Annotated in this window: 19 protein-coding genes; 12 read left to right on the forward strand and 7 right to left on the reverse strand. The window is 73.8% G+C overall.

The window, feature by feature from the left end; genetic code table 11:
- Positions 1–130: 130 nt before the first annotated feature.
- On the reverse strand, positions 131–1,474 hold the full coding sequence (locus ACIOJE_RS25770; protein ID WP_280684106.1) for a condensation domain-containing protein: 1,344 nt from the start codon (positions 1,472–1,474) through the stop codon (positions 131–133).
- A 193-nt stretch (positions 1,475–1,667) separates the two neighbouring features.
- On the opposite strand from ACIOJE_RS25770, the gene ACIOJE_RS25775 reads away from it, so the two are divergent.
- Positions 1,668–2,627: a hypothetical protein gene (locus tag ACIOJE_RS25775; protein WP_280684104.1), complete on the forward strand. Its 960-nt coding sequence runs from the start codon at positions 1,668–1,670 to the stop codon at positions 2,625–2,627.
- Between the two features lie 147 nt (positions 2,628–2,774).
- Here the strand turns inward: ACIOJE_RS25775 and ACIOJE_RS25780 are convergent, their stop codons facing one another.
- On the reverse strand, positions 2,775–3,587 hold the full coding sequence (locus tag ACIOJE_RS25780) for a class I SAM-dependent methyltransferase (protein ID WP_280684102.1): 813 nt from the start codon (positions 3,585–3,587) through the stop codon (positions 2,775–2,777).
- Positions 3,588–3,867: 280 nt separating this feature from the next.
- Here ACIOJE_RS25780 and ACIOJE_RS25785 point away from each other — a divergent pair, with 280 nt between their 5' ends.
- Positions 3,868–4,326: a DinB family protein gene (locus ACIOJE_RS25785; RefSeq protein WP_280684144.1), complete on the forward strand. Its 459-nt coding sequence runs from the start codon at positions 3,868–3,870 to the stop codon at positions 4,324–4,326.
- A gap of 44 nt (positions 4,327–4,370) precedes the next feature.
- Here the strand turns inward: ACIOJE_RS25785 and ACIOJE_RS25790 are convergent, their stop codons facing one another.
- Positions 4,371–4,865, reverse strand: a complete 495-nt coding sequence (locus tag ACIOJE_RS25790; protein ID WP_280684100.1) for a hypothetical protein — start codon at positions 4,863–4,865, stop codon at positions 4,371–4,373.
- A gap of 135 nt (positions 4,866–5,000) precedes the next feature.
- A complete protein-coding gene (locus tag ACIOJE_RS25795) occupies positions 5,001–5,336 on the reverse strand; it encodes a hypothetical protein (RefSeq protein WP_400779148.1) in 336 nt (111 codons plus the stop codon).
- 102 nt (positions 5,337–5,438) lie between these two features.
- On the opposite strand from ACIOJE_RS25795, the gene ACIOJE_RS25800 reads away from it, so the two are divergent.
- The gene (locus ACIOJE_RS25800) at positions 5,439–8,123 is read left to right on the forward strand and encodes a hypothetical protein (protein WP_400779150.1); all 2,685 of its coding nucleotides are present in this window, start codon (positions 5,439–5,441) and stop codon (positions 8,121–8,123) included.
- A 239-nt stretch (positions 8,124–8,362) separates the two neighbouring features.
- A complete protein-coding gene (locus ACIOJE_RS25805; RefSeq protein ID WP_400779152.1) occupies positions 8,363–9,268 on the forward strand; it encodes a polysaccharide deacetylase family protein in 906 nt (301 codons plus the stop codon).
- An 83-nt stretch (positions 9,269–9,351) separates the two neighbouring features.
- Here the strand turns inward: ACIOJE_RS25805 and ACIOJE_RS25810 are convergent, their stop codons facing one another.
- Both ACIOJE_RS25810 and ACIOJE_RS25815 read right to left on the reverse strand, forming a co-directional pair.
- Positions 9,352–9,735 carry a barstar family protein gene (locus ACIOJE_RS25810; RefSeq protein WP_280684094.1) on the reverse strand — a complete coding sequence of 128 codons (384 nt, stop codon included), beginning with the start codon at positions 9,733–9,735 and terminating at the stop codon, positions 9,352–9,354.
- A gap of 41 nt (positions 9,736–9,776) precedes the next feature.
- Positions 9,777–10,430 (reverse strand): 4'-phosphopantetheinyl transferase, encoded by a 654-nt coding sequence (locus ACIOJE_RS25815; RefSeq protein ID WP_280684092.1) that lies wholly within the window; start codon positions 10,428–10,430, stop codon positions 9,777–9,779.
- Positions 10,431–10,992: 562 nt separating this feature from the next.
- On the opposite strand from ACIOJE_RS25815, the gene ACIOJE_RS25820 reads away from it, so the two are divergent.
- Positions 10,993–11,802 (forward strand): SMP-30/gluconolactonase/LRE family protein, encoded by an 810-nt coding sequence (locus ACIOJE_RS25820; protein WP_400779155.1) that lies wholly within the window; start codon positions 10,993–10,995, stop codon positions 11,800–11,802.
- 16 nt (positions 11,803–11,818) lie between these two features.
- Here the strand turns inward: ACIOJE_RS25820 and ACIOJE_RS25825 are convergent, their stop codons facing one another.
- Positions 11,819–12,082 (reverse strand): hypothetical protein, encoded by a 264-nt coding sequence (locus tag ACIOJE_RS25825; protein WP_400779157.1) that lies wholly within the window; start codon positions 12,080–12,082, stop codon positions 11,819–11,821.
- A 256-nt stretch (positions 12,083–12,338) separates the two neighbouring features.
- Between ACIOJE_RS25825 and ACIOJE_RS25830 the strand changes: the two genes are divergently transcribed.
- The 7 genes from ACIOJE_RS25830 (at position 12,339) to ACIOJE_RS25860 (ending at position 17,628) form a co-directional block, all read left to right on the forward strand.
- A complete protein-coding gene (locus ACIOJE_RS25830) occupies positions 12,339–12,824 on the forward strand; it encodes a cysteine/serine endopeptidase inhibitor (protein ID WP_280684086.1) in 486 nt (161 codons plus the stop codon).
- Between the two features lie 200 nt (positions 12,825–13,024).
- Entirely contained in the window at positions 13,025–13,216 is a 192-nt protein-coding gene (locus ACIOJE_RS25835; RefSeq protein WP_280684084.1) for a hypothetical protein, read from the forward strand.
- 214 nt (positions 13,217–13,430) lie between these two features.
- Complete coding sequence (locus tag ACIOJE_RS25840) at positions 13,431–13,928, forward strand: flavoprotein (RefSeq protein ID WP_400779160.1); 498 nt, start codon at positions 13,431–13,433, stop codon at positions 13,926–13,928.
- 105 nt (positions 13,929–14,033) lie between these two features.
- Positions 14,034–15,419, forward strand: a complete 1,386-nt coding sequence (locus ACIOJE_RS25845) for an NAD(P)/FAD-dependent oxidoreductase (protein WP_400779162.1) — start codon at positions 14,034–14,036, stop codon at positions 15,417–15,419.
- 119 nt (positions 15,420–15,538) lie between these two features.
- Positions 15,539–16,498 carry a DUF6528 family protein gene (locus tag ACIOJE_RS25850; RefSeq protein ID WP_400779164.1) on the forward strand — a complete coding sequence of 320 codons (960 nt, stop codon included), beginning with the start codon at positions 15,539–15,541 and terminating at the stop codon, positions 16,496–16,498.
- A gap of 264 nt (positions 16,499–16,762) precedes the next feature.
- On the forward strand, positions 16,763–17,086 hold the full coding sequence (locus tag ACIOJE_RS25855; RefSeq protein ID WP_400779166.1) for a hypothetical protein: 324 nt from the start codon (positions 16,763–16,765) through the stop codon (positions 17,084–17,086).
- Positions 17,083–17,628, forward strand: a complete 546-nt coding sequence (locus ACIOJE_RS25860) for a thioesterase family protein (protein WP_280684075.1) — start codon at positions 17,083–17,085, stop codon at positions 17,626–17,628. The genes ACIOJE_RS25855 and ACIOJE_RS25860 overlap by 4 nt, the downstream gene beginning before the upstream one ends.
- Positions 17,629–17,647: the final 19 nt, after the last annotated feature.

A 17,647-nucleotide genomic window follows, 5' to 3' on the forward strand; every position in this document is an offset into this window, starting at 1 on the left:
TCGGCCGGCATGCGGGGGCCGGCGCTCGCCCGCCGCGCGGAGGAGCCGGCGGCGTGCCGTCTCCGCGGCGGCCCGGAACCGCGTCGTCGGGGCCATGGCGACGCGGTCCGGCCGGTGTCGGGTACCGGGGTCAGCCCGCTTCGGCGGCGCGGGCCTCGGTGAGGATCAACTCCTCGATCCCGTACAGGAAGCGCTCCATCGCCGGGCGCGGGAGCACGGCCGGGTCGGCCGTCATGGTCAGGCTGAGCGCGTCCGGGAACTGCAGCGCGTCCAGGGCGTACGTCAGGCCGGGGCGCGGTTCGAACTCCACCGGCCAGGTCAGGGTGGTCCGGTCGCCGCCGGTGTCGGTGCCGGGAGCGGCCAGAACCAGCTCGCGGGTGTCGTTGAAGACGCAGGACCGGTCGGCGAGCGGGACGCCGTCGGCGGCGAGCCGCCCGATCTCGGCGTCCAACCGGAGCCTGTCGTAGTAGGCGTGGCGGTAGGTGCCGATCGCGGCAGCGTGTGTGCGCCGCACGACGTCGCCGAACTCGGCGGTGGCGTCCGGGAGATGGAACAGGCCGTCGCCCGCGACCACGCTCACCGCGTTGGTCAGCTCGGGCCGGAAGCGGTTGCTGACCACGACGCTCAGCACCGCCTCCGCCGAACCCGACAGTCGGGCCGTCATCGTGGCCGTCGCCGCCAGCAGCACCGAGGAGGAGCTCACCCGGTGGGCGGCCGCCACGCGTTCCACCGCGCCGGGCAGCGCCGGCGAGCGCAGCACGGCGTTCGGGAACGCGTCGGCAGGCCCGGACGGCTGCGGAAACAGTCGGGCCGGGGCCGACCGGAGCTTGCGCAGGAACTGCTTGCGGGCGCCCGCGTCCCGCCGCTGCCCGCGCTCCGACACCTGGAACTCCGCCTCCTCCAGGGGCTGTTGGCCAGGCTCGCGCAGCTTGGCCAGCTCGTCCGGCGAGGTGCCCAGGCAGAGCGCGGTCAGGTCCGCCACCAGGCGGTTCATCCCCGTGCCGTCGACCGCGGTGTGCGAGAGCACCAGGCTCACGTACCGGGCCAACCCGCCCGCCTCCACCACACCGACCCGGATCGGCCACTGCGCGGCGGTGTCGAACGGCTGCGCCGCGAGTTCGTCGTGCAGCCGGCCGCCCGCCTGCGCCGGGTCGCACCCCTCCGCGCAGTGGCGGACCTCGATGCCCAACCTGCCCTCCGCGTCCAGCACTTGGAGCAGCCGACCGTCCTCGCCCGGCACCAGTCGGGTGTGCAGGGAGTCGTGCAGGTGCAGCAGCCGCGCCAGGCCGTCGAGCAGGACGGGCAGCGGCAGCCCGGGGGCGAGCGGAGCCGCGGTGGCGATGTTGTACCGCGGCACGTCGGCCGGGGCCAGCCGGCTCACGGCGTCCCGGATGGCCTGTTGGCCCCAGGTGGCGGGTCCGGCGCCGGACCGGCCGGACGAGAAGGCGATCTCCAGCAGTTGACGAGTGGTCACCGTGTGGCTCTCCGATGTGGCGGTGGATCGTGACGTCGTGCCGGTGCGTTGGGAGCGCGGATGCTGCTGGGGAGAGTGTGGCGCACCGCCCGCCGGGCGTCGAGGGTTGACCAGGGCCCGTGGCCGTGGCCGGGCGGGGGAGTCGAGGTCGAGGGCGCGCCCGGACGGCGGGCCAGTAGCCCCGGGAGTCCCGATGGCCAGTCGTCAGAAGCCGCCGTCCGGTGCCGTGCCCGAGGACGGTGCCGTACTGGCCGCGCTGCGGAACGGGCCCTTCGACGTCGCGCTGCGCACCGCGATCGAGGCCCGCGGCCTGCCGCTGGAACGGCTGCGCAGCCGGCTGGCCGAGAGCGGCCTGCGGATCGCCGTCACCACCCTGAGCTACTGGCAACGCGGGCTGCGCCGGCCGGAGCGCCCGGAGTCGTTACGGGTGGTGGCCGCGTTGGAGGAGATCCTCGGGCTGCCGCCGCGCTCGCTCACCGTCCTGCTCGGGCCGCCGCGACCGCGTGGTGCGGCGGCCCGCGCCCCCCGTCCGCCCCGCCCGTACCCCCAGATCGTGCGCACCCCCGGCGACCTGGACGGGCTGCTCGCGGCACTGGACAGCCCGGCCGCCGGAAAGCTCCAGGTGGTCACCGAGTACGCGACGGTGACGGTCGGGCCGCACCACGAACTGGCGGCGCTCAGCTCGATGCTGGCGATCCGGGCCCGCCAGGACGGGGTCGACCGGGCCCTGGTGATCTACGACTGCGACGAGGGCGTGGACCAGGACGCCGTCGAGATCCTGGCCGGGGACAGCTGCCGGCTGGGCCGGGTGCGCCGCGACCCGGAGGCCCGGGTGGTGCTCGCGGAGCTGCTCTTCGACCGCTCGCTGCACTGCTCCGAGACCCAGGTGTTCTCCTTCGAGGTGCGCCCCCACAGCGACGCCGAGTGTTGCCGGTACCGCGCCGCCTTCCGCTTCCCCGCCGACCACTACGTCCTGCGGGTGCGCTTCGACCCGGCCGAACTCCCGGTGCAGTGCCAGTGGTTCACGGCCCGCGACTCGGACGGGCCGGCCGACGGCACGGCCGACCTGACTCTGGACAGCCACCACCTCGCGCACGTGGTCGCCGCCGCCCTGGGGCCGGGGGCCGCGGGCATCCGGTGGGCCTGGACGTAACGTCGGGCTCCGAACCCCGCCTGCGCGGCGGACCCGGGCCCCGGGGCTGGGTGCCGTCGGGGCAGGGTGACCGCCACGGTGCGGGACCCGGAGCGTGCCGTCCTGCCGGGGCGGCAGGCAGGTCGGCACGCTGATGGGGGTGGCGGGTCAGGGGCGGTGGGCGGTGATGACGTGGTAGTCGAGGAGGCCGTTGTGCCAGGCGGGGAGGAAGTTGCGGGTCCAGTGGCCGGGTGGGACGGTCTCGGCGAGGTAGCGGTCGAGGCCGGGCCAGACGTCGGGGCCGATGGTCTCGGTGGTGACGGCGGTGAAGCCGGCGGCGGTGAGGTCGCGGGTGAAGGTGGTGAGCGGGTGGGGGACGTCGAGGCCGTCGGCGAAGCTGGCGAGGAGGATGCTGAGGCGTTCGGCGATGTCGGGGCCGTCGGTGGCGAAGAAGGTGGTGACGACGAGTCGGCCGCCTGGGCGTAGCACGCGGGCGGCCTCGCGGGCGAAGCCGGTGAGGCCGCGGAAGTGCTGGGCGGCCTCGACGGAGTAGACGCCGTCCAAGGAGGCGTCGGCGAAGGGGAGATCGTCAGCGGAGCCGAGGGTGTAGGCGAGCCGATCGGGGTAGGTGGCCAGGGCCTTGGCGTTGACGGCGCGGGCGCGTTCGATCTGGTCGGGGTGGATGTCGACCCCGGTGACGGCGGCGAACCGGAACTCGCGCAGCGCGAGGGCGGCGCCGAGTCCGCGTCCGCAGCCGACCTCGGCCAGGCGCAGGTGTGGGTGTGGCTCCGGGAACGCCCGCAGGACCCGGCGGTAGAGCTGCTCCTGACTGTGCACCCGGTCCTCTGCGGTGGGGGCGGTGAGGTCCATGCCCTGCCAGTAGCCGAAGTTGATGAACCCGCCTGCGAAGCTGGCGGCTTGGGACAGATCGCCGGCGCCGTAGGTCCGGCGGACGGTCGGGGGGATGCGGTTCTGGTCCATGGGTCGCTGGGTCTCCTGGTCTGTGGTCGCCCGGCCCTCGGGCGCGCCGAGGTACGTACCCAAACCGGTATGCGTCCGAACACGGCGAGTGACGGTCTTGGGGTGGATGCTACTGGGTGGCGGAGGGGGTCCGCGCCGCCTCGCCGCCGGGAGCGAAATGCGCTGTCAGGCAGGGCGATCCGTTCGTTACAGTCCGCGAGGATTCCACAGCCAGAGGAGAAACGATCCCGTGAACACCGACGAACGCCCCGCCCCGCCGCTGACCGGCGGCGAGCGCGAGATGCTGCGCGCCTTCCTGGACTTCCACCGGGCGACGCTCGCGATGAAGTGCGAGGGCCTCACCGAGGAGCAGCTGCGGCAGCGCTCCAGCCCGCCGTCCACGCTGACCCTGCTCGGCCTGGTCCGGCACATGGCGGAGGTGGAGCGCACCTGGTTCCGGCGCGTCATCGACGGCGAGGACGTCCCGCTGGTCTGGTCCGAGGACGGCGACTACCAGGCGGCCTACGACGCCACCGGCGCCACCCGCGCCGAGGCCTTCGCCGCCTGGCAGGCCGAGGTCGGGCACTCCCGCCGGATCGAGCGCGCCGCCGCCTCCCTCGACGTCACCGGCTACCAGCCGCGCTGGCAGGCGGAGGTCTCGCTGCGCCTGGTGATGCTCCACCTGATCCACGAGTACGCCCGCCACAACGGCCACGCCGACTTCCTCCGCGAGGCCATCGACGGCACGGTGGGGGCGTAGCCCAGGCGTGGCCCGGGCGCAGCCCGCCTCGGGGGCGGGCGGGGCTACCAGCCGAGGAGGTGGGTGCGGTGGGTGAGGGCGGTGAGGATGGACTTGGCGGTGGTCTCGGGGGTGAGAGCGCTGGTGTCCAGGGTGTGGGGGCCGGCGGCGGTGTCCGGGGCCGGGTGGAGGACGACGTAGTGCAGGGCGGTGCCGGTGGTGCGGCTCTCGCGGCGGAAGGTGTCCAGGGTGGACGGGGCGGCCGGGCACTCGACGATGACCTGGTAGCCGCGGGTGGCGTAGGCGAAGGCGGCCTGTGCGGCGGCGGCGAGGGCGGTGGTGTTCTGCCGCTCGGCCTCGGGGAGGTGGGGCGGCAGCTGGCCGCGCCGGATGACCCGCAGGAAGTCGTGCGCGCGCAGGTGGACGCTCGGGTGCAGTTCCTCCGCGAGCAGGGCCGCGACCGGGCTCTGGTCGGCCCCGGACGGGTCGACGAGGACGAGGACGCCGCCGGCACCCCGGCCGCCCCCGAGCTCCGGCCCACCTACGGTCGTACGGTTCACAGCTGCTGATCCCTTCGCGGGCCGGGGACGGACGGGTAGCCGGGGCGAGGCGGGCGGAGTGCGGAAGGGCCGGTCGGACCCGGATGCGGACAGCCGACCGCCTCGTTCCTACGACTGATGCATTCGGGGATCAACCTAGTCCACGCCGGCGCCCCGAGTCGTCCCCCTCCTGGTCCGGACCACCTGGCAGTGGTCCTCGGCGTCCTCGGTGCGGAGCACGATCGGGTTGGTGCGGGCCGCCATCGGGCCCCAGAGGAGGTCCGGGCCCATCGTGCTGCCCCGGCCGGGCGTCCCGTCCGCCGTCGGGTGGCGGACCTCGGCCCGGACGTGGGCGGCGAGCGAGGCCGTCGTCCGCCACGCCACCGTGCCGGAGCCGTCGGTGGGCAGGGACTCCTGGCGCAGCCGGCCCTCGTCGGTGAGGAAGCGGACCGTCCCACCGGGGACGGGTCCGGAGCAGGTTCGCCGGAGCACCCGGTGCCCGCAGCCTCGCAGCACAGGAATTCCACGCGCCCCAAGGCGAGTTTGACGGTACGAAGGCCGGGAAGGACAGCCCCCGACAAGGGGGTATCCCGCATGGAGCTGGACCGGCTGTTCGACGGCCGACGGCGCTCGGCGATCGAGGTCGCGGACGTCTTCGTCGACCGCAGGCCGCTCATCAGGGCCTTCGACCAGGCCGTCGCCGACCTGCGGCAGCACGCGGCACCCACCGCCACCGCCCCGGCCCAGCGGCGCAACCTGCTGGTCTTCCACGGGCTCGGCGGCATCGGCAAGACCCGGCTGTCCAAGCACCTCGAACAGCGGTTGCGGAACGGCGAGTACGACCAGCCCGCCGAGCGCAGGATCGGCTGCCGGATCGACTTCGAGGACCCGGCCTTCGCCGAGCTGGAGAACCTGGTCATCGCGCTGCGCGCGGCCGTCGGCCAACGCGAACGCAACTGGCCCGCCTTCGACCTGGCCTTCGCCGTCTACTGGCAGCGGGCCCATCCCGGCGAGCCGCTGGGCCAGGTGATCTCCCGTGACTCGGCGCTGCGCCGCCTCAACGGCGTGGCCGACCTGCCCCAGCAGATCGACGAGACCCTCAACGCGCTGCTCGGGCCGATCCCGATCGCGGGCCTGGCCCGCCGGGCGGTCACCGCGCTGATCAGCAGGATACGGGACCGGATCCGCCGGGACCGGTTGCTCGCCACCTGCCCGGGGCTGGAGGCGATCACCGAGATCGAGGACCCGGCCGAGCAACTGCCGTTCCTGCCGGCCCTGCTCTCCTGGGACCTCGCCGAGCACAGCCACCGGCACCCCCTCGACGTGGTGTTCTTCCTCGACACGCTGGAGAAGACCGAGCGCCGCCCGCGGCTGGGCGGCGGATTCGAGGACCGGCTGGCCAGGCTGGTCTACCTGCTGCCCAACGTGCTGTTCGTTGCCACCGGGCGCAACCGGCTCGACTGGGGCGACCGGCACCACCCGGCGATCCACTACTCGGGGCCCAACTACTGGCCCACGCTGGCCGTCACCCTCCCGCAGCAGCGGCAGGGCGACCTCCAGGTGGCCGGCTACCACGGCGCCCAGCACCAGCTGACCGGCCTCTCGCCGACCGACGCCGACACCTACCTGAGGCTGCGGCTGACCCGGCGTGGCGAGCCCGCGATCCCTTTGGACATCCGAGAGGCCGTCATCGTGGCCTCCGGCGGAGCTCCGCTGTACCTGGAGCTGTCGGCCGAGTACTTCGACCAGCTCAGCGCCGACGGACGAACGCCCCAACCGGCCGATTTCGGAGGGACCTTCGCCGAGATGTTCATTCGGATCATGCGCGACCTGGACCGCGAGGAGCGGGCGCTGCTGCGCGCCGCCTCGCTGGTGCACGGCTTCGACGCCGACCTGCTGAACGCCGCCGTCCCGGACGCCCGGGACAGTGCGCTGCGCCGCTTCCTGGCCCGCCCGATCGTGCAGCAGCGGAGCACCGGCTGGCTGCGGCACTCGGTCGACGAATACGTACGGGAGGCGGTCCGCGCGCACGACCAGGACACCGACGACGCCTGGTCCACGGCCGAGTGGCGCCGGGCGGCCGAGCGCATGGTCGGCCACCTCGGCGGGCAGCTGGCCGAGACCGCCGCCGACCCGACCACGGCCGACCGCGCCCGGCTGGCCGAGGGCTTCACCACTGCCGGGCTGCTCACCGCCGAGACCGGCGAGGTCCCGGACTGGCTCTACGACCTCGCCTACGGCTTGCGGCTGCGGTTCGGCACCCAGGTGCTCGCTGACACCGCCGACTGGCCGGTCCCGGCGGACGGCCCCACGGCCGCCTTCGCCCTCGCCTGCCAGGGCATCGCCCAGCGCAACCTGGGCAGTCGCGCCATCGCGGTGGAGCTGCTGGAACGGGCCGCCGCCCACCCGGCGCTGGCCGGCGGCGGCTACCCCGGCCTGTTCGTCCGGCACCGGCTGGGCAAGGCACTTGAGGAGGCCGGCCGCTACGCGGAGGCGGAACGGCTGATCGCGCAGGCGGCGGAGGTCGAGAGCCCACTGCGCAGCACGGCGGAGAAGGACCTGGCCTGGGTGCAGTGGCTGCGCGGCGACGGCCGACGGCTGGTGGACTGGTCGCGGGCGCACCTCGACTCGGCCATCGGCTTCCACCGGGCCCAGGCGCTCGATCTGTTGGGCCAGTTCAGCTATCTGCAAGGGGAGTTCGCGGACGCCGAGCGCTATCTGCGGGCGGAGGTGGACGATCCCGAGCTGGCGGCGGCCGGCATCGGACGGGACGGCGGCTGGCGGCACCTCGGCATGGTGCTCTCCTGGATCCGCCCGCTGGAGGCGATCGCCGTACTGGACCGGGCACTTGAGGTCAACCAGGAGATGCGGGCGGCGGTCGGGGTGGCGCAGACGTACCTCTTCCGCGGGGTCGCCCGGACCGGTTACGGCACGGCAGCCGAGGTCCGCACGCACCTCGCGGAGGGCGAGCGGCGGCTGGCCGAGACGCACGGTGGCGCGGACCGCTGGATGGTGCTGCTGGCGCTGCTGTTCCACGAGCTGGTGGACGGCACCCGGCAGGGCGCCCTGGCGGCGGGCGACCGCCTGATCGCGTACGTGCGGGAGACGGACTGCCACCCCGGGCTCGGCGAGATCGCCGAGCGCTGGCTGGCCGTCCGCGGGCTGCACCCGGCCGAGCCGGTGCTGCGTCAGGAACACTGGACCGAGCGGGACCGGGCGCTGGCCGGCTGGGAGCAGGTTCTGCGCGAACGACTGGCGCTGCGGACCCCGTCGCCCTGACCGATCACGGCCGGGCCGCGCCCGGTCACGGCGGCCTTGTCCGGGGTGCCCGCATCGGGGCGGGCGGGTCCGTCCGCTCCCCACCCGTGGCGGTGAATCAGGGGTGCGCCGGGGCCCACGGGCGTGGGGCGGGTCGGTGAAGGGCGCGGGCGTCGGGGCGGCGAGTTGCACGTGGCGACGATCGGTCGGTTCATTCTCATGAGGATGATGAGGATCGGATCGTCGCGGAGGAGACGGGTGTGGCACTGAGCCGGCGGGTGCTGTTGGCGGCGGTGGCCGGGAGCGCGCTGGCGGGGTGCCGGCCGTCGGCGCGAGGCGGGGTGGGGGATCCGTCCCCGGCGCTCTCCGCGACGGCTACTCCGGCCGCGACGGCTGCGACGGTTACCCCGGCCGCGACGGCTGCCCCGGCTGCGACGGCCACTCCGGCCGCGCGCCGGGAGCCGACCCGGGCGGAGCTGGTCGACCGGTACGGCGGCACGGCGCCGAAGGAGTGGGGGCTGGAGGTCGCCGGGGTGATCACCGCGCTGCCGGACGGCGAACGGGCGACGGCGCTCACCTTCGACGCCTGCGGCGGCCCCGGCGGGAACGGCTACGACGCCGACCTGATCGACTTCCTGCGGGCGCGCTCCGTCCCGGCCACGCTCTTCCTGAACGCCCGCTGGATCGCCGCCAACCCGGACGTGTTCGAGCGGCTCGCCGCCGACCCGCTCTTCGAGATCGGCAACCACGGCACCGTCCACCGCCCGCTCTCGGTGAGCGGCCGCTCCGCCTACGGCATCGCCGGCACCCGCGACGTCGGCGAGGTGTACGACGAGGTGGTGGGCAACGCGCACCAGCTCGCCGGGCTGCTCGGCCACCCGGTGCGGTTCTTCCGCTCTGGCACCGCGCACTACGACGACGTCGCCACCCGAATGGTCGCCGACCTGGGGGAGCGCGTCGCGGGCTTCACCGTGAACGGTGACGGCGGGGCGACGCTCAGCGCCTCCGAGGTGCGGCAGGAGGTCGCGGCGGCCCCGCCGGGATCGATCGTGATCGGCCACATGAACCACCCGGGCGGCGGCACCGCCCCCGGTGTGGCGGCGGCGGTGCCGGGGCTGCTGGCGGCGGGGCGGCGCTTCGTCCGGCTGTCGGACGTGCTGGGCTGACGCACGGGCTGTCGCCCGGGTTGTCGCGCTGGGCCTGCGTGCTGGGCCTGTGTGCTGGGCCCGGCAGGATCCAGCGGCGAGCGTTAGGCCAAGCGGAGGCCTCCGGGGTGCTCCTCCTCGATGATCCGGACGAGCCAGTCGAAGACCGTCGGCCCCTGTCCGGCCCGGGCGGCGGCGAGGTCGGCGCGGACGTGCTCGCGGTTGGCGGGGTGGCAGTGGCCCAGCCGCAGCTCCAGCTGGCGGACCGTCTCCGGGTAGCCGAGGTTGCGCCGGGAGACCTCGTGGTCGCGCCACTCGATCAGGTAGTCGCCGTCCTCGGGGGTGCCGTAGCCGCCGCGCAGGCAGTCGGCGAAGGCGTCGAGGTTCCGGCCGAAGTAGCCGTCGCTGCCGATGGTCTCCCCGACGACGTCCCAGAAGTCCTCCAGCGTGCGGATCCGGGCGCCGGCTATCACATAGGTCACGGTCACGGGGTCGAGGATATGCCGAGTGCGGTCGTCGGCGGGCCGCACTACCGGGCCACCGCGATGGCAGTGGCGAGCAGGCCGTCCCGGACGGTCCAGCGGCCGTCGAAGCCCTCGACGCGGCGGTCGCCGACCGTCGGGCCGGGGACCAGCAGGCGGGCGGTGAAGGAGCCGTCGGGGGAGAGGACCAGGTCGGCCTCGCTGAAGTCCAGGAACAGCCCGGTCAGCGGAAACCACGCCTTGTAGACGGACTCCTTGGCGCTGAACAGGATGCGGTCCCACGGGGTGCCCGGGTGTTCGGCGAGCAGCTCGGCGATCCGCTTGCGCTCGTCGGGCAGCCCGATGACGTCCAGGACGTCGTCCGGGAGCGGGAGGGCGGGCTCGGCGTCGATGCCGACCGAGGCGAGGTCGTCCGCCTTGGCGACGGCGGCGGCGCGGAAGCCGTCGCAGTGGGTGAGGCTGCCGACGACGCCGTCGGGCCAGCTCGGGGCGCCGCGCTGGCCGGGGACCAGCGGGCGGTAGGGGACGCCGAGGCGGGTGAGGGCGGTGCGGGCGCAGTGGCGGACGGTGGTGAACTCGCGGCGGCGCTTGGCGACGGCCTGGGCGACGGCCGCCTCCTCGGCTGGCTCCAGCCGGGCCTCCGGCGGGTCGTCGTAGGCCACCTCGGTGACGACGGCGTCCGGCAGCAGGTCCCCGATCACACGCTCCCCCTCGGTCGGTGGCGCGGACGGCCGCCGCGCGGACCGAGCCTAACCCGGGTGGGGGTGGTCCCGGTGGCCTTCGGGGGAAGCGTCATCGGGACCACCAGGAGCACTGGAACCACCGGCGCCGCCACTCGAAGGCCGCCGCTGCCCTGCCCTGCCCTGCCTCGCGCAGCGCCTGGGCGACCGCGTCAGGGGACGGGGCCGGTGCGCCGTGGGATAGGTGACGGAGTGCCGGGCACTGTGCGAGACGAAGGTGCCCTGGTCGGCCTCCTGGTGCAGGCCGCCGACGCGTGCGCCCGACTGCGTCCCGGTCGGGCGGAGTGGGCAGGCGCGGACGGATCCGCAGCCGAGCGCGGCGGTGCTACGGTCGTCCCCACCGGGGCGGCTCGGCAGCGTGGCCGAGGTCGCCCGGGTAGCCGAGGTCCGCCCGGGCGGTCGGCTTCCTGGCGAGCGAGGAACCGTCGTTCGCCGGCGGTGCCCGCCCCGCCGTGGACGGTGGGATGACCACGATGCCGCCCGAAGTCCTGCTGTGCTGACGCCTGTTGAGGAGAGCCCTGCCGTGCGTGCCGAACCCGTCGCCGATACGCCCTACCTGGACCTGGGCGAGGGCCCGCTGTGGGATCCCGGCACGCAGCTGCTGCGCTGGATCGGCATCCCCGACCGGCGGGTGCTCACCCTGGAGCCGTCCTCGGGCGAGATCCGGTCCCTCCAACTCGACGTCACCCCCGGCACGTTGATGCCGTACGGCGACGGCGAGCTGATGCTCGCCACCGAGCGGGGCTTCGAACTGCTCGACCCGGCGACCGGCCGCACCACGCTGGTCGCCGCCGTCGAGGCCGACCGCCCGGACCGCCGGATGAACGACGGCAAGACCGACCCGTACGGCCGCCCGGTCGCCGGCACGATGGGGCGCGGCGAACCGCGTGAGCCCGGATCGCTGTACCGCCTGGAGCCGGACGGTGGCGTCCGGGCGATCCTCGGCGGGCTCGACATCCCCAACGGCCTGGCCTGGCCGGAGCCCGACCGGCTCTGGCACATCGACACGACGACACGCCGCATCGTCCTCTACGCGTACCCCGAGCACGGCCCGGTCGTCGAGCGGATCCGCTCGCTCGACGTCTCCCACCTGCCGGGCTCGCCGGACGGCATGACGCTCGACGCCGACGGCAACCTGTGGGTGGCGTTCTGGGACGGCTGGGCGGTGCACTGCCTCTCGCCGGAGGGCGTGGTGCTGGCCTCGGTGGAGCTGCCGGTGCCGCGCGTGACCAGTTGCGCCTTCGGCGGGGCGGACGGGCGGACGCTCTACATCACGTCCGCCCGGTCGGACCGACACCCGCTCTCCGGGGGTCTGTTCAGCGTGCGACTCTGATCCCCTACGGCCCCGGCTACTGCCCCAGCAGCCGGGCGAAGTCCAGCCCGAGGCTGCCGAGTACGGGCAGGGCGCCGAGGTCGGTGACGGCGCCGACGGGGATGCTGTAGCCCTGGTTCACCTCGTGGGGTGCGGCGGCGGTGGGTGCGGCCGTGGCCGGGGTGGCGGCGGTGGGTGCGGCCGTGGCCGGGGTGGCGGTTGCCGGGGTGGCCGTGGCAGGGGTGGCGGTGGCCGGGATCAGGACGGCGCCGAGGGGCAGGGCGGCGAGTGCGGTGCGCATGTGACGGAGCCTCCGTGGGCGGGTGTGGTGGCCTGTCAACACCCTGCGTTGCGGAGCGGTCACGTATCTTCGCCCCTTCGGCCGCATTGGTAAAGGTTCATGCCTTGTGTTCATGCCAACATGGCGGAGGTCTGGACCACATCAATGCCGAGCGCATACGTTCCCTTTACTCGGATGGGCATGGCGCCGCCGAATTCCCTTGCGGCCTTGGCGACTTTCGTCTGTCATGCCCATGGCTATCGAACCGGAGGGAACCATGCGCGCCATCAGCAAGAACCTCAGGATCCTCGCGGGCGCCCCGCTCGCGGCCGCCGCCCTCATCGCCCTCACCGCCGGTACCGCCAGCGCCTCGATACCGATCAACCAGCCCATGACCGGCAAGGCCACCTACTACACCGACGCCGGCTACGGCGCCTGCGGCACCCCGATCGACGCGTCCAGCCAGCTGCTCGTCGCCGTCTCCCCCGCCTGGTGGACCGCCGCCAACCCCAACAACGACCCTCTGTGTCAGGGCATCTCGGTCAAGGTCACCTACCAGGGCAAGACCGTCACCGTCCCGGTCAGGGACAAGTGCCTCTCCTGCGAATCCACCCACATCGACCTCAGCCAGCCCGCCTTCGCTCAGTTCGCTCCGCTCGGCCAGGGCGTCATCAACGGCCTCACGTGGCAGTTCGTGCAGACCGGCCTCAACGGCAGGACCGTCGAACTCTCCGCGCCCGTAGCCGGCTCCACCATCGGCTGATCCGGCGGCCCCGCGACGCCGGGTACCGCGCTCCCACGAAGCCGTGGGGGCGCGGCACCCGGCGCCGGTCGCGCCCGTGTTCGGGACTGTTCGTCGCATGGTGAGGCTTCGACGGCGCAGGAATCCGGCCGCCATCGTGACCGCAGGCGTCGTGGTGGGTGGCGTCGCGGTGACGGCTTGGGTGTTCCAGCCCCCCGGGCATGAAGGTCCACAAGGGCGCCACGGTCGGCCAGTTGCTCGTCAGCGCCGACGGCCGCACCTTGACGCTCAGCATCGGCTGGAGCTGCGAGCGGCAACCTGACCTCGTGGTCCGCGAGACCGCCGACACGGTGGGTGGGCCGGCCCCGCTCTCGGACCAGGAGCTCATCCGCGTCACGCAGGGCCTCAAGTAGCCGCTGCCGTCGCAGAATGCCGGGTGTTCTCAACGGTAGTAGCGTCCCCATGGCCGCATCCTCGGACGCACGCGAGCGGCCCACCGGGCGAGGCGAGTTGTGGGGAGCCGCCGCGGAGCCGTCCGGGAGGGTCGTGCGGGCGGATCCCGTGGTGGAGCGGGATGGGCGGTCCGGTTGGCGTGTGGTGTGTTGGTGGCGAGAGGAGAGTGCGGAAGTGCGTGGGGACGGGAAGCCGGTGCTGTACGTCGTGGTGTGTGCGGCGGGAGTGGCGGGCGGGGTGGGGGAGTTGATCGCCGCCGCGCAGGAGAAGGGCTGGGAGGTGGGGGTGGTGGCGACGCCGCCGGCGATGGGGTTCATCGATGAGGAGGGGATCGTGGCGCGGACGGGGTATCCCGTCCGCTCGGCCTGGCGGCGGCCGGGGGATCCGCGGCCGTTGCCGGATCCGGACGCGATCGTCGTGGCGCCGGCGACGTTCAACACGATCAACAAGTGGGCGGCGGGGATCTCGGACACGTTGGCGCTCGGCATCCTCTGCGAGTCGTACGGGTGGGGCGTCCCGGTGGCGGTGCAGCCGTGCCTGAGTGCGGCGCAGGCGGTGCATCCGGCGTACGGGGAGAGCCTGGCGAGGCTGCGGGGTATGGGGGTGCGGATCGCGGAGTTCGTGCCGGGGGCGTACAGCTGGACGCGGGTGTTGGAGCTGCTGGAGGACTGACAGGGTGGCTGGCCGGGGGCGGGGATCTTGGCAGTGTGAGGGTGTTCCGCGCCGAGGGGCGGGGGGTAGCGTCCGGGCAGGTCGGCGAGGGCGCGGGAGGTTGCGGTGGCGGTCAACGGCGAGGTGTCGTTCTGGTACGCGGCGGGTGGGGTGCCGGTGCCGGGGCCGCCGCTGCCCGGCAGTGCGGACGTGGACGTGTGCATCGTCGGCGGCGGGTACACCGGGCTCTGGACGGCGTACTTCCTGAAGAAGGCGGAGCCGTCGCTGCGGATCGCGCTGCTGGAGCGGCGGTTCTGCGGCTACGGTGCCTCCGGGCGCAACGGCGGCTGGCTGTACAACGGCTTCGCGGGGCGGGGCGCGTTCGCCAAGCGGTACGGGTGGCACCCGGCCGCGGCGATGCAACGGGCGATGGACGAGGCCGTCGGCGAGGTGGTGGACGTCGCCGCCGCCGAGGGGATCGACGCGGACATCGTGCGCGGCGGGGTCCTCGAAGTCGCCAGGAACAAGGCCCAGTTGGAAAGGCTGCGGGCTTTCGCCGAGGCCGAGCAGGCGTACGGCCCCGGCCGCGTCGAGCTGCTGGGCGCCAAGGAGGCGGCCGACCGGATAGCCGTCGCAGGCGTCCTGGGCGGCACCTGGTCGCCGTACGGCGCGCGGATCCAGCCGGCCGAGCTGGTGCGCGGCCTGGTGCGGGTGGTGCGCGAGCTGGGGGTGGAGGTGCACGAGGGGACGGCGGTGACCACGATCCTGCCGGGCACCGCGTACGGCCGGCCGCGTGCGGTGACGCCGCACGGCACGGTGACGGCCGATCATGTGCTGCGCGCCACCGAGGGATTCACGGCCGGGCTGCGCGGTGAGCGGCGGACCTGGCTGCCGATGAACTCCGCGATGATCGCCACCGAGCCGCTGCCCGCCGCCTTCTGGGCGGACGCGGGCTGGCAGGGCCGCGAGGTGCTGGGCGACTTCGCGCACGCCTACATGTACGCGCAGCGCACCGCCGACGACCGGATCGCGCTGGGCGGCCGGGGGGTGCCGTACCGGTTCGGTTCGCGGACGGACTCCGACGGCGGCACCCAGGTGGAGACGGTGCGCCAGCTGCGCGGGATCCTGAACCGTTTCTTCCCGGCCGCCGCGCAGGCCCGGATCGACCACGCCTGGGCGGGGGTGCTGGGCGTCCCCCGGGACTGGTGCGCCACGGTCGAGCTGGACCGGGCGAGCGGTCTCGGCTGGGCGGGCGGGTACGTCGGCAGCGGGGTCACCACGACGAACCTGGCCGGCCGGACACTGCGCGACCTCGTCCTCGGCCGGGACACCGAGCTGACCCGGCTGCCCTGGGTGGGCCACACCGTGCGCCGCTGGGAGCCGGAGCCGCTGCGCTGGATCGGGGTGCACGCGATGTATGCGGCCTACCACGCGGCCGACCGCCAGGAGGCGGCCGGTCGGAGCACCACCTCGCCGATCGCCCGGGTCGCGGACGTCGTTTCCGGGCGGTGACCTCGCCTCGGGGCGGTGACCTCGCCTCGGGGCGGTGACGTCGTCTCCGGGCGTTACCGAGCGCGGCCGTTCGGACGCCCCGCCGTGCAAAGCGGCCCGGGAGCAAGCACGGTGGGGGCGTGCTGAGGAGAACGCTGGTAGGCCTGTGCGCCCTGCTGTTCTGCGTGCCGGCGACCGGTGCGCAGGCCAGGTCGCCCGGGTGGGCGGTCGTGGTGGTGGACCAGGCGTCCCGTCGCGTCCTGGTGCTGCAGAGCGCCGAGGAGCTGATGGCCTACCAGGGCCCGGGGTGGCTGCCCGTCGTCTGGGGCTGGAGCGCCGACCGGGCGGCCGACCTCGCGGACCTGGCACCCGCGCGGAGCTGGACGAACCCGGACGAGGCGAAGAGCCGGGTCCGGCAGGGCCGGCGCTACCTGCTGGCCACCGCCTCCGGCGGGCTGGCCGCCGTCGTCGAGACCGCCACCGGCGTGACCCGCTGGGCGGCGGACGTGGGCGAGGGGGCCAATCCGCACAGCATCGAGCTGCTGCCGGACGGCAACGTCGCGGTCACGGCGAGCGGCGGTGGGTGGGTCCGGGTGTACGCGGCCTCGCAGGGCCCGCGCGCCACCGCACACGCCGCCTACCGGCTCCCGGGCGCGCACGGCGTGCACTGGGAAGGGCGGACGGGCCTGCTCTGGGCGCTCGGCGACGACGTGCTCATCGCGCTGCGGGTGGGCGGCACCCCGGCGGCGCCCACCCTGACCGTCGTCCGTACGACGCCGCTGCCGGACCACGGCGGGCACGACCTCGCGCCGGTGCTGGCCGCGCCCGGGCGGTTCTGGGTGAGTACCCTGACCCACCTTTGGCGCTACGACCCGGCGGACGACCGCTTCACCGCCGTGCGGCTGGGCGACCCCGCAGCCGTCCGGGACGTCAAGAGCATCGGCGACGAGCCCGGCACCGGTCGGCTGCTCACCGTGGCCCCGGACCACACCGGCCCGTGCGACTGGTGCACCTCGGTGATCATCCTGCACCGGCCGGACGGGACGCGGACGCTGCGCGGGACGCACCTCTACAAGGCGAGGTGGTGGGGAGCCTGGTAGCACATGTGCGACGCACGGGTGCCGGTTTCAGGGTTCGGGTCGGCGATGTCACCCGAACTGCCGACGGCATTCGGATGATGGGGCATATTGTGTACCCCGGCAAACTACTCCAATAGAAGTGAGTTTCCCGTCGCCGTCCGTAAACCATCCGTCGACCGTGCCGGCTGGGATAGCGTCGAAGGCGTCGGGGGGCCGACGCCGATTCGGTGTATTCGAACACTAGCTACTGGGCCGTAATGGCCGGAATGAGTCCTGGAGAAAAATATGTCGAATTTCATGCCGGACAACATGCCGGAGAAAATGCCGGACACCGTCGACGACCTGCAGCTCGCGGCGGAATCGCTGGCCGCTTTCCCGGCCCGGGGCGTGGCCGGTGGTTCCGATGTCACCGAGCGGCTCGCGGCGGTCGCCGAACTCTGCCGGTCCGTCGATGCGGTGCTCGACAGCCTGGTCGTCCAGGCCGCTGCGGAAGCCGCTGAAGAGGGTTGGACGGCGGCCCGGATGGCGGCCGAACAGTCGGGCTACTACGCCAGGTTGCAGCGGGCTCTGCTCCCCGCCGCGACCGGCGCCGGGCTGACGCAGCAGTGAGCGCGCTGCGTCCGGGCGGGCATGTGCTGTCCTGCCCCACCCGGTGGAGCGACGTCGACGAGAACGGGCACATCAACAACGCCCGGCTGGTCGGCTACGTCCAGGAGGGGATTTACGACCTGTTCTGCCACCACGCGACCGCCGTCCGGGAATCCCTTTTCCCGTCCGGATTCATTATCGCGCGGCACGAGATCGATTTCCTGGAGCAGTTGCACCACCGGCCCGAGCCATTGTCGGTGCGGCTGACCGTGGAACGGATCGGAAGAAGTTCCGCGCATGTCGTGGTGAATGTCTGCCGTGATCCGCTCACCTTTATGCGGGCCAGAACCGTGGTGGTCGCGCGGGATCGCGAATCCGGCCGCTCGCGCAAGCTCAGCTCGAACGAGCGGAGTTTTCTCGCGGCGTTTATGCCGGACGCCGAACGGGCCGTGGCGGCACTGCCCACCGCGCCGCCCACAACCTCGCCGCAGCGCGTGGCGGTCCGGTCGAGCACCGCCTCGCCGAGCCGGACCCGCAGACGGTGCCGGGCCTCGGCGGCCTGACGCCGGGGCCCCGTCCCCG

This window comes from Kitasatospora sp. NPDC087861, assembly GCF_044742585.1.
In the GTDB taxonomy this organism is placed as follows: Bacteria; Actinomycetota; Actinomycetes; order Streptomycetales; family Streptomycetaceae; genus Kitasatospora.

Bases quoted from the DNA above. Each gene is read 5' to 3' on its own strand.
- ACIOJE_RS25855 (WP_400779166.1), top strand. From the start codon at position 16,763: ATGTCGAATTTCATGCCGGACAACATGCCGGAGAAAATGCCGGACACC.
- ACIOJE_RS25785 (WP_280684144.1), top strand. From the start codon at position 3,868: ATGCTGCGCGCCTTCCTGGACTTCCACCGGGCGACGCTCGCGATGAAG.
- ACIOJE_RS25775 (WP_280684104.1), top strand. From the start codon at position 1,668: ATGGCCAGTCGTCAGAAGCCGCCGTCCGGTGCCGTGCCCGAGGACGGT.
- ACIOJE_RS25835 (WP_280684084.1), top strand. From the start codon at position 13,025: ATGAAGGTCCACAAGGGCGCCACGGTCGGCCAGTTGCTCGTCAGCGCC.
- ACIOJE_RS25780 (WP_280684102.1), bottom strand. From the start codon at position 3,587: ATGGACCAGAACCGCATCCCCCCGACCGTCCGCCGGACCTACGGCGCC.
- ACIOJE_RS25830 (WP_280684086.1), top strand. From the start codon at position 12,339: ATGCGCGCCATCAGCAAGAACCTCAGGATCCTCGCGGGCGCCCCGCTC.
- ACIOJE_RS25800 (WP_400779150.1), top strand. From the start codon at position 5,439: ATGGAGCTGGACCGGCTGTTCGACGGCCGACGGCGCTCGGCGATCGAG.
- ACIOJE_RS25825 (WP_400779157.1), bottom strand. From the start codon at position 12,082: ATGCGCACCGCACTCGCCGCCCTGCCCCTCGGCGCCGTCCTGATCCCG.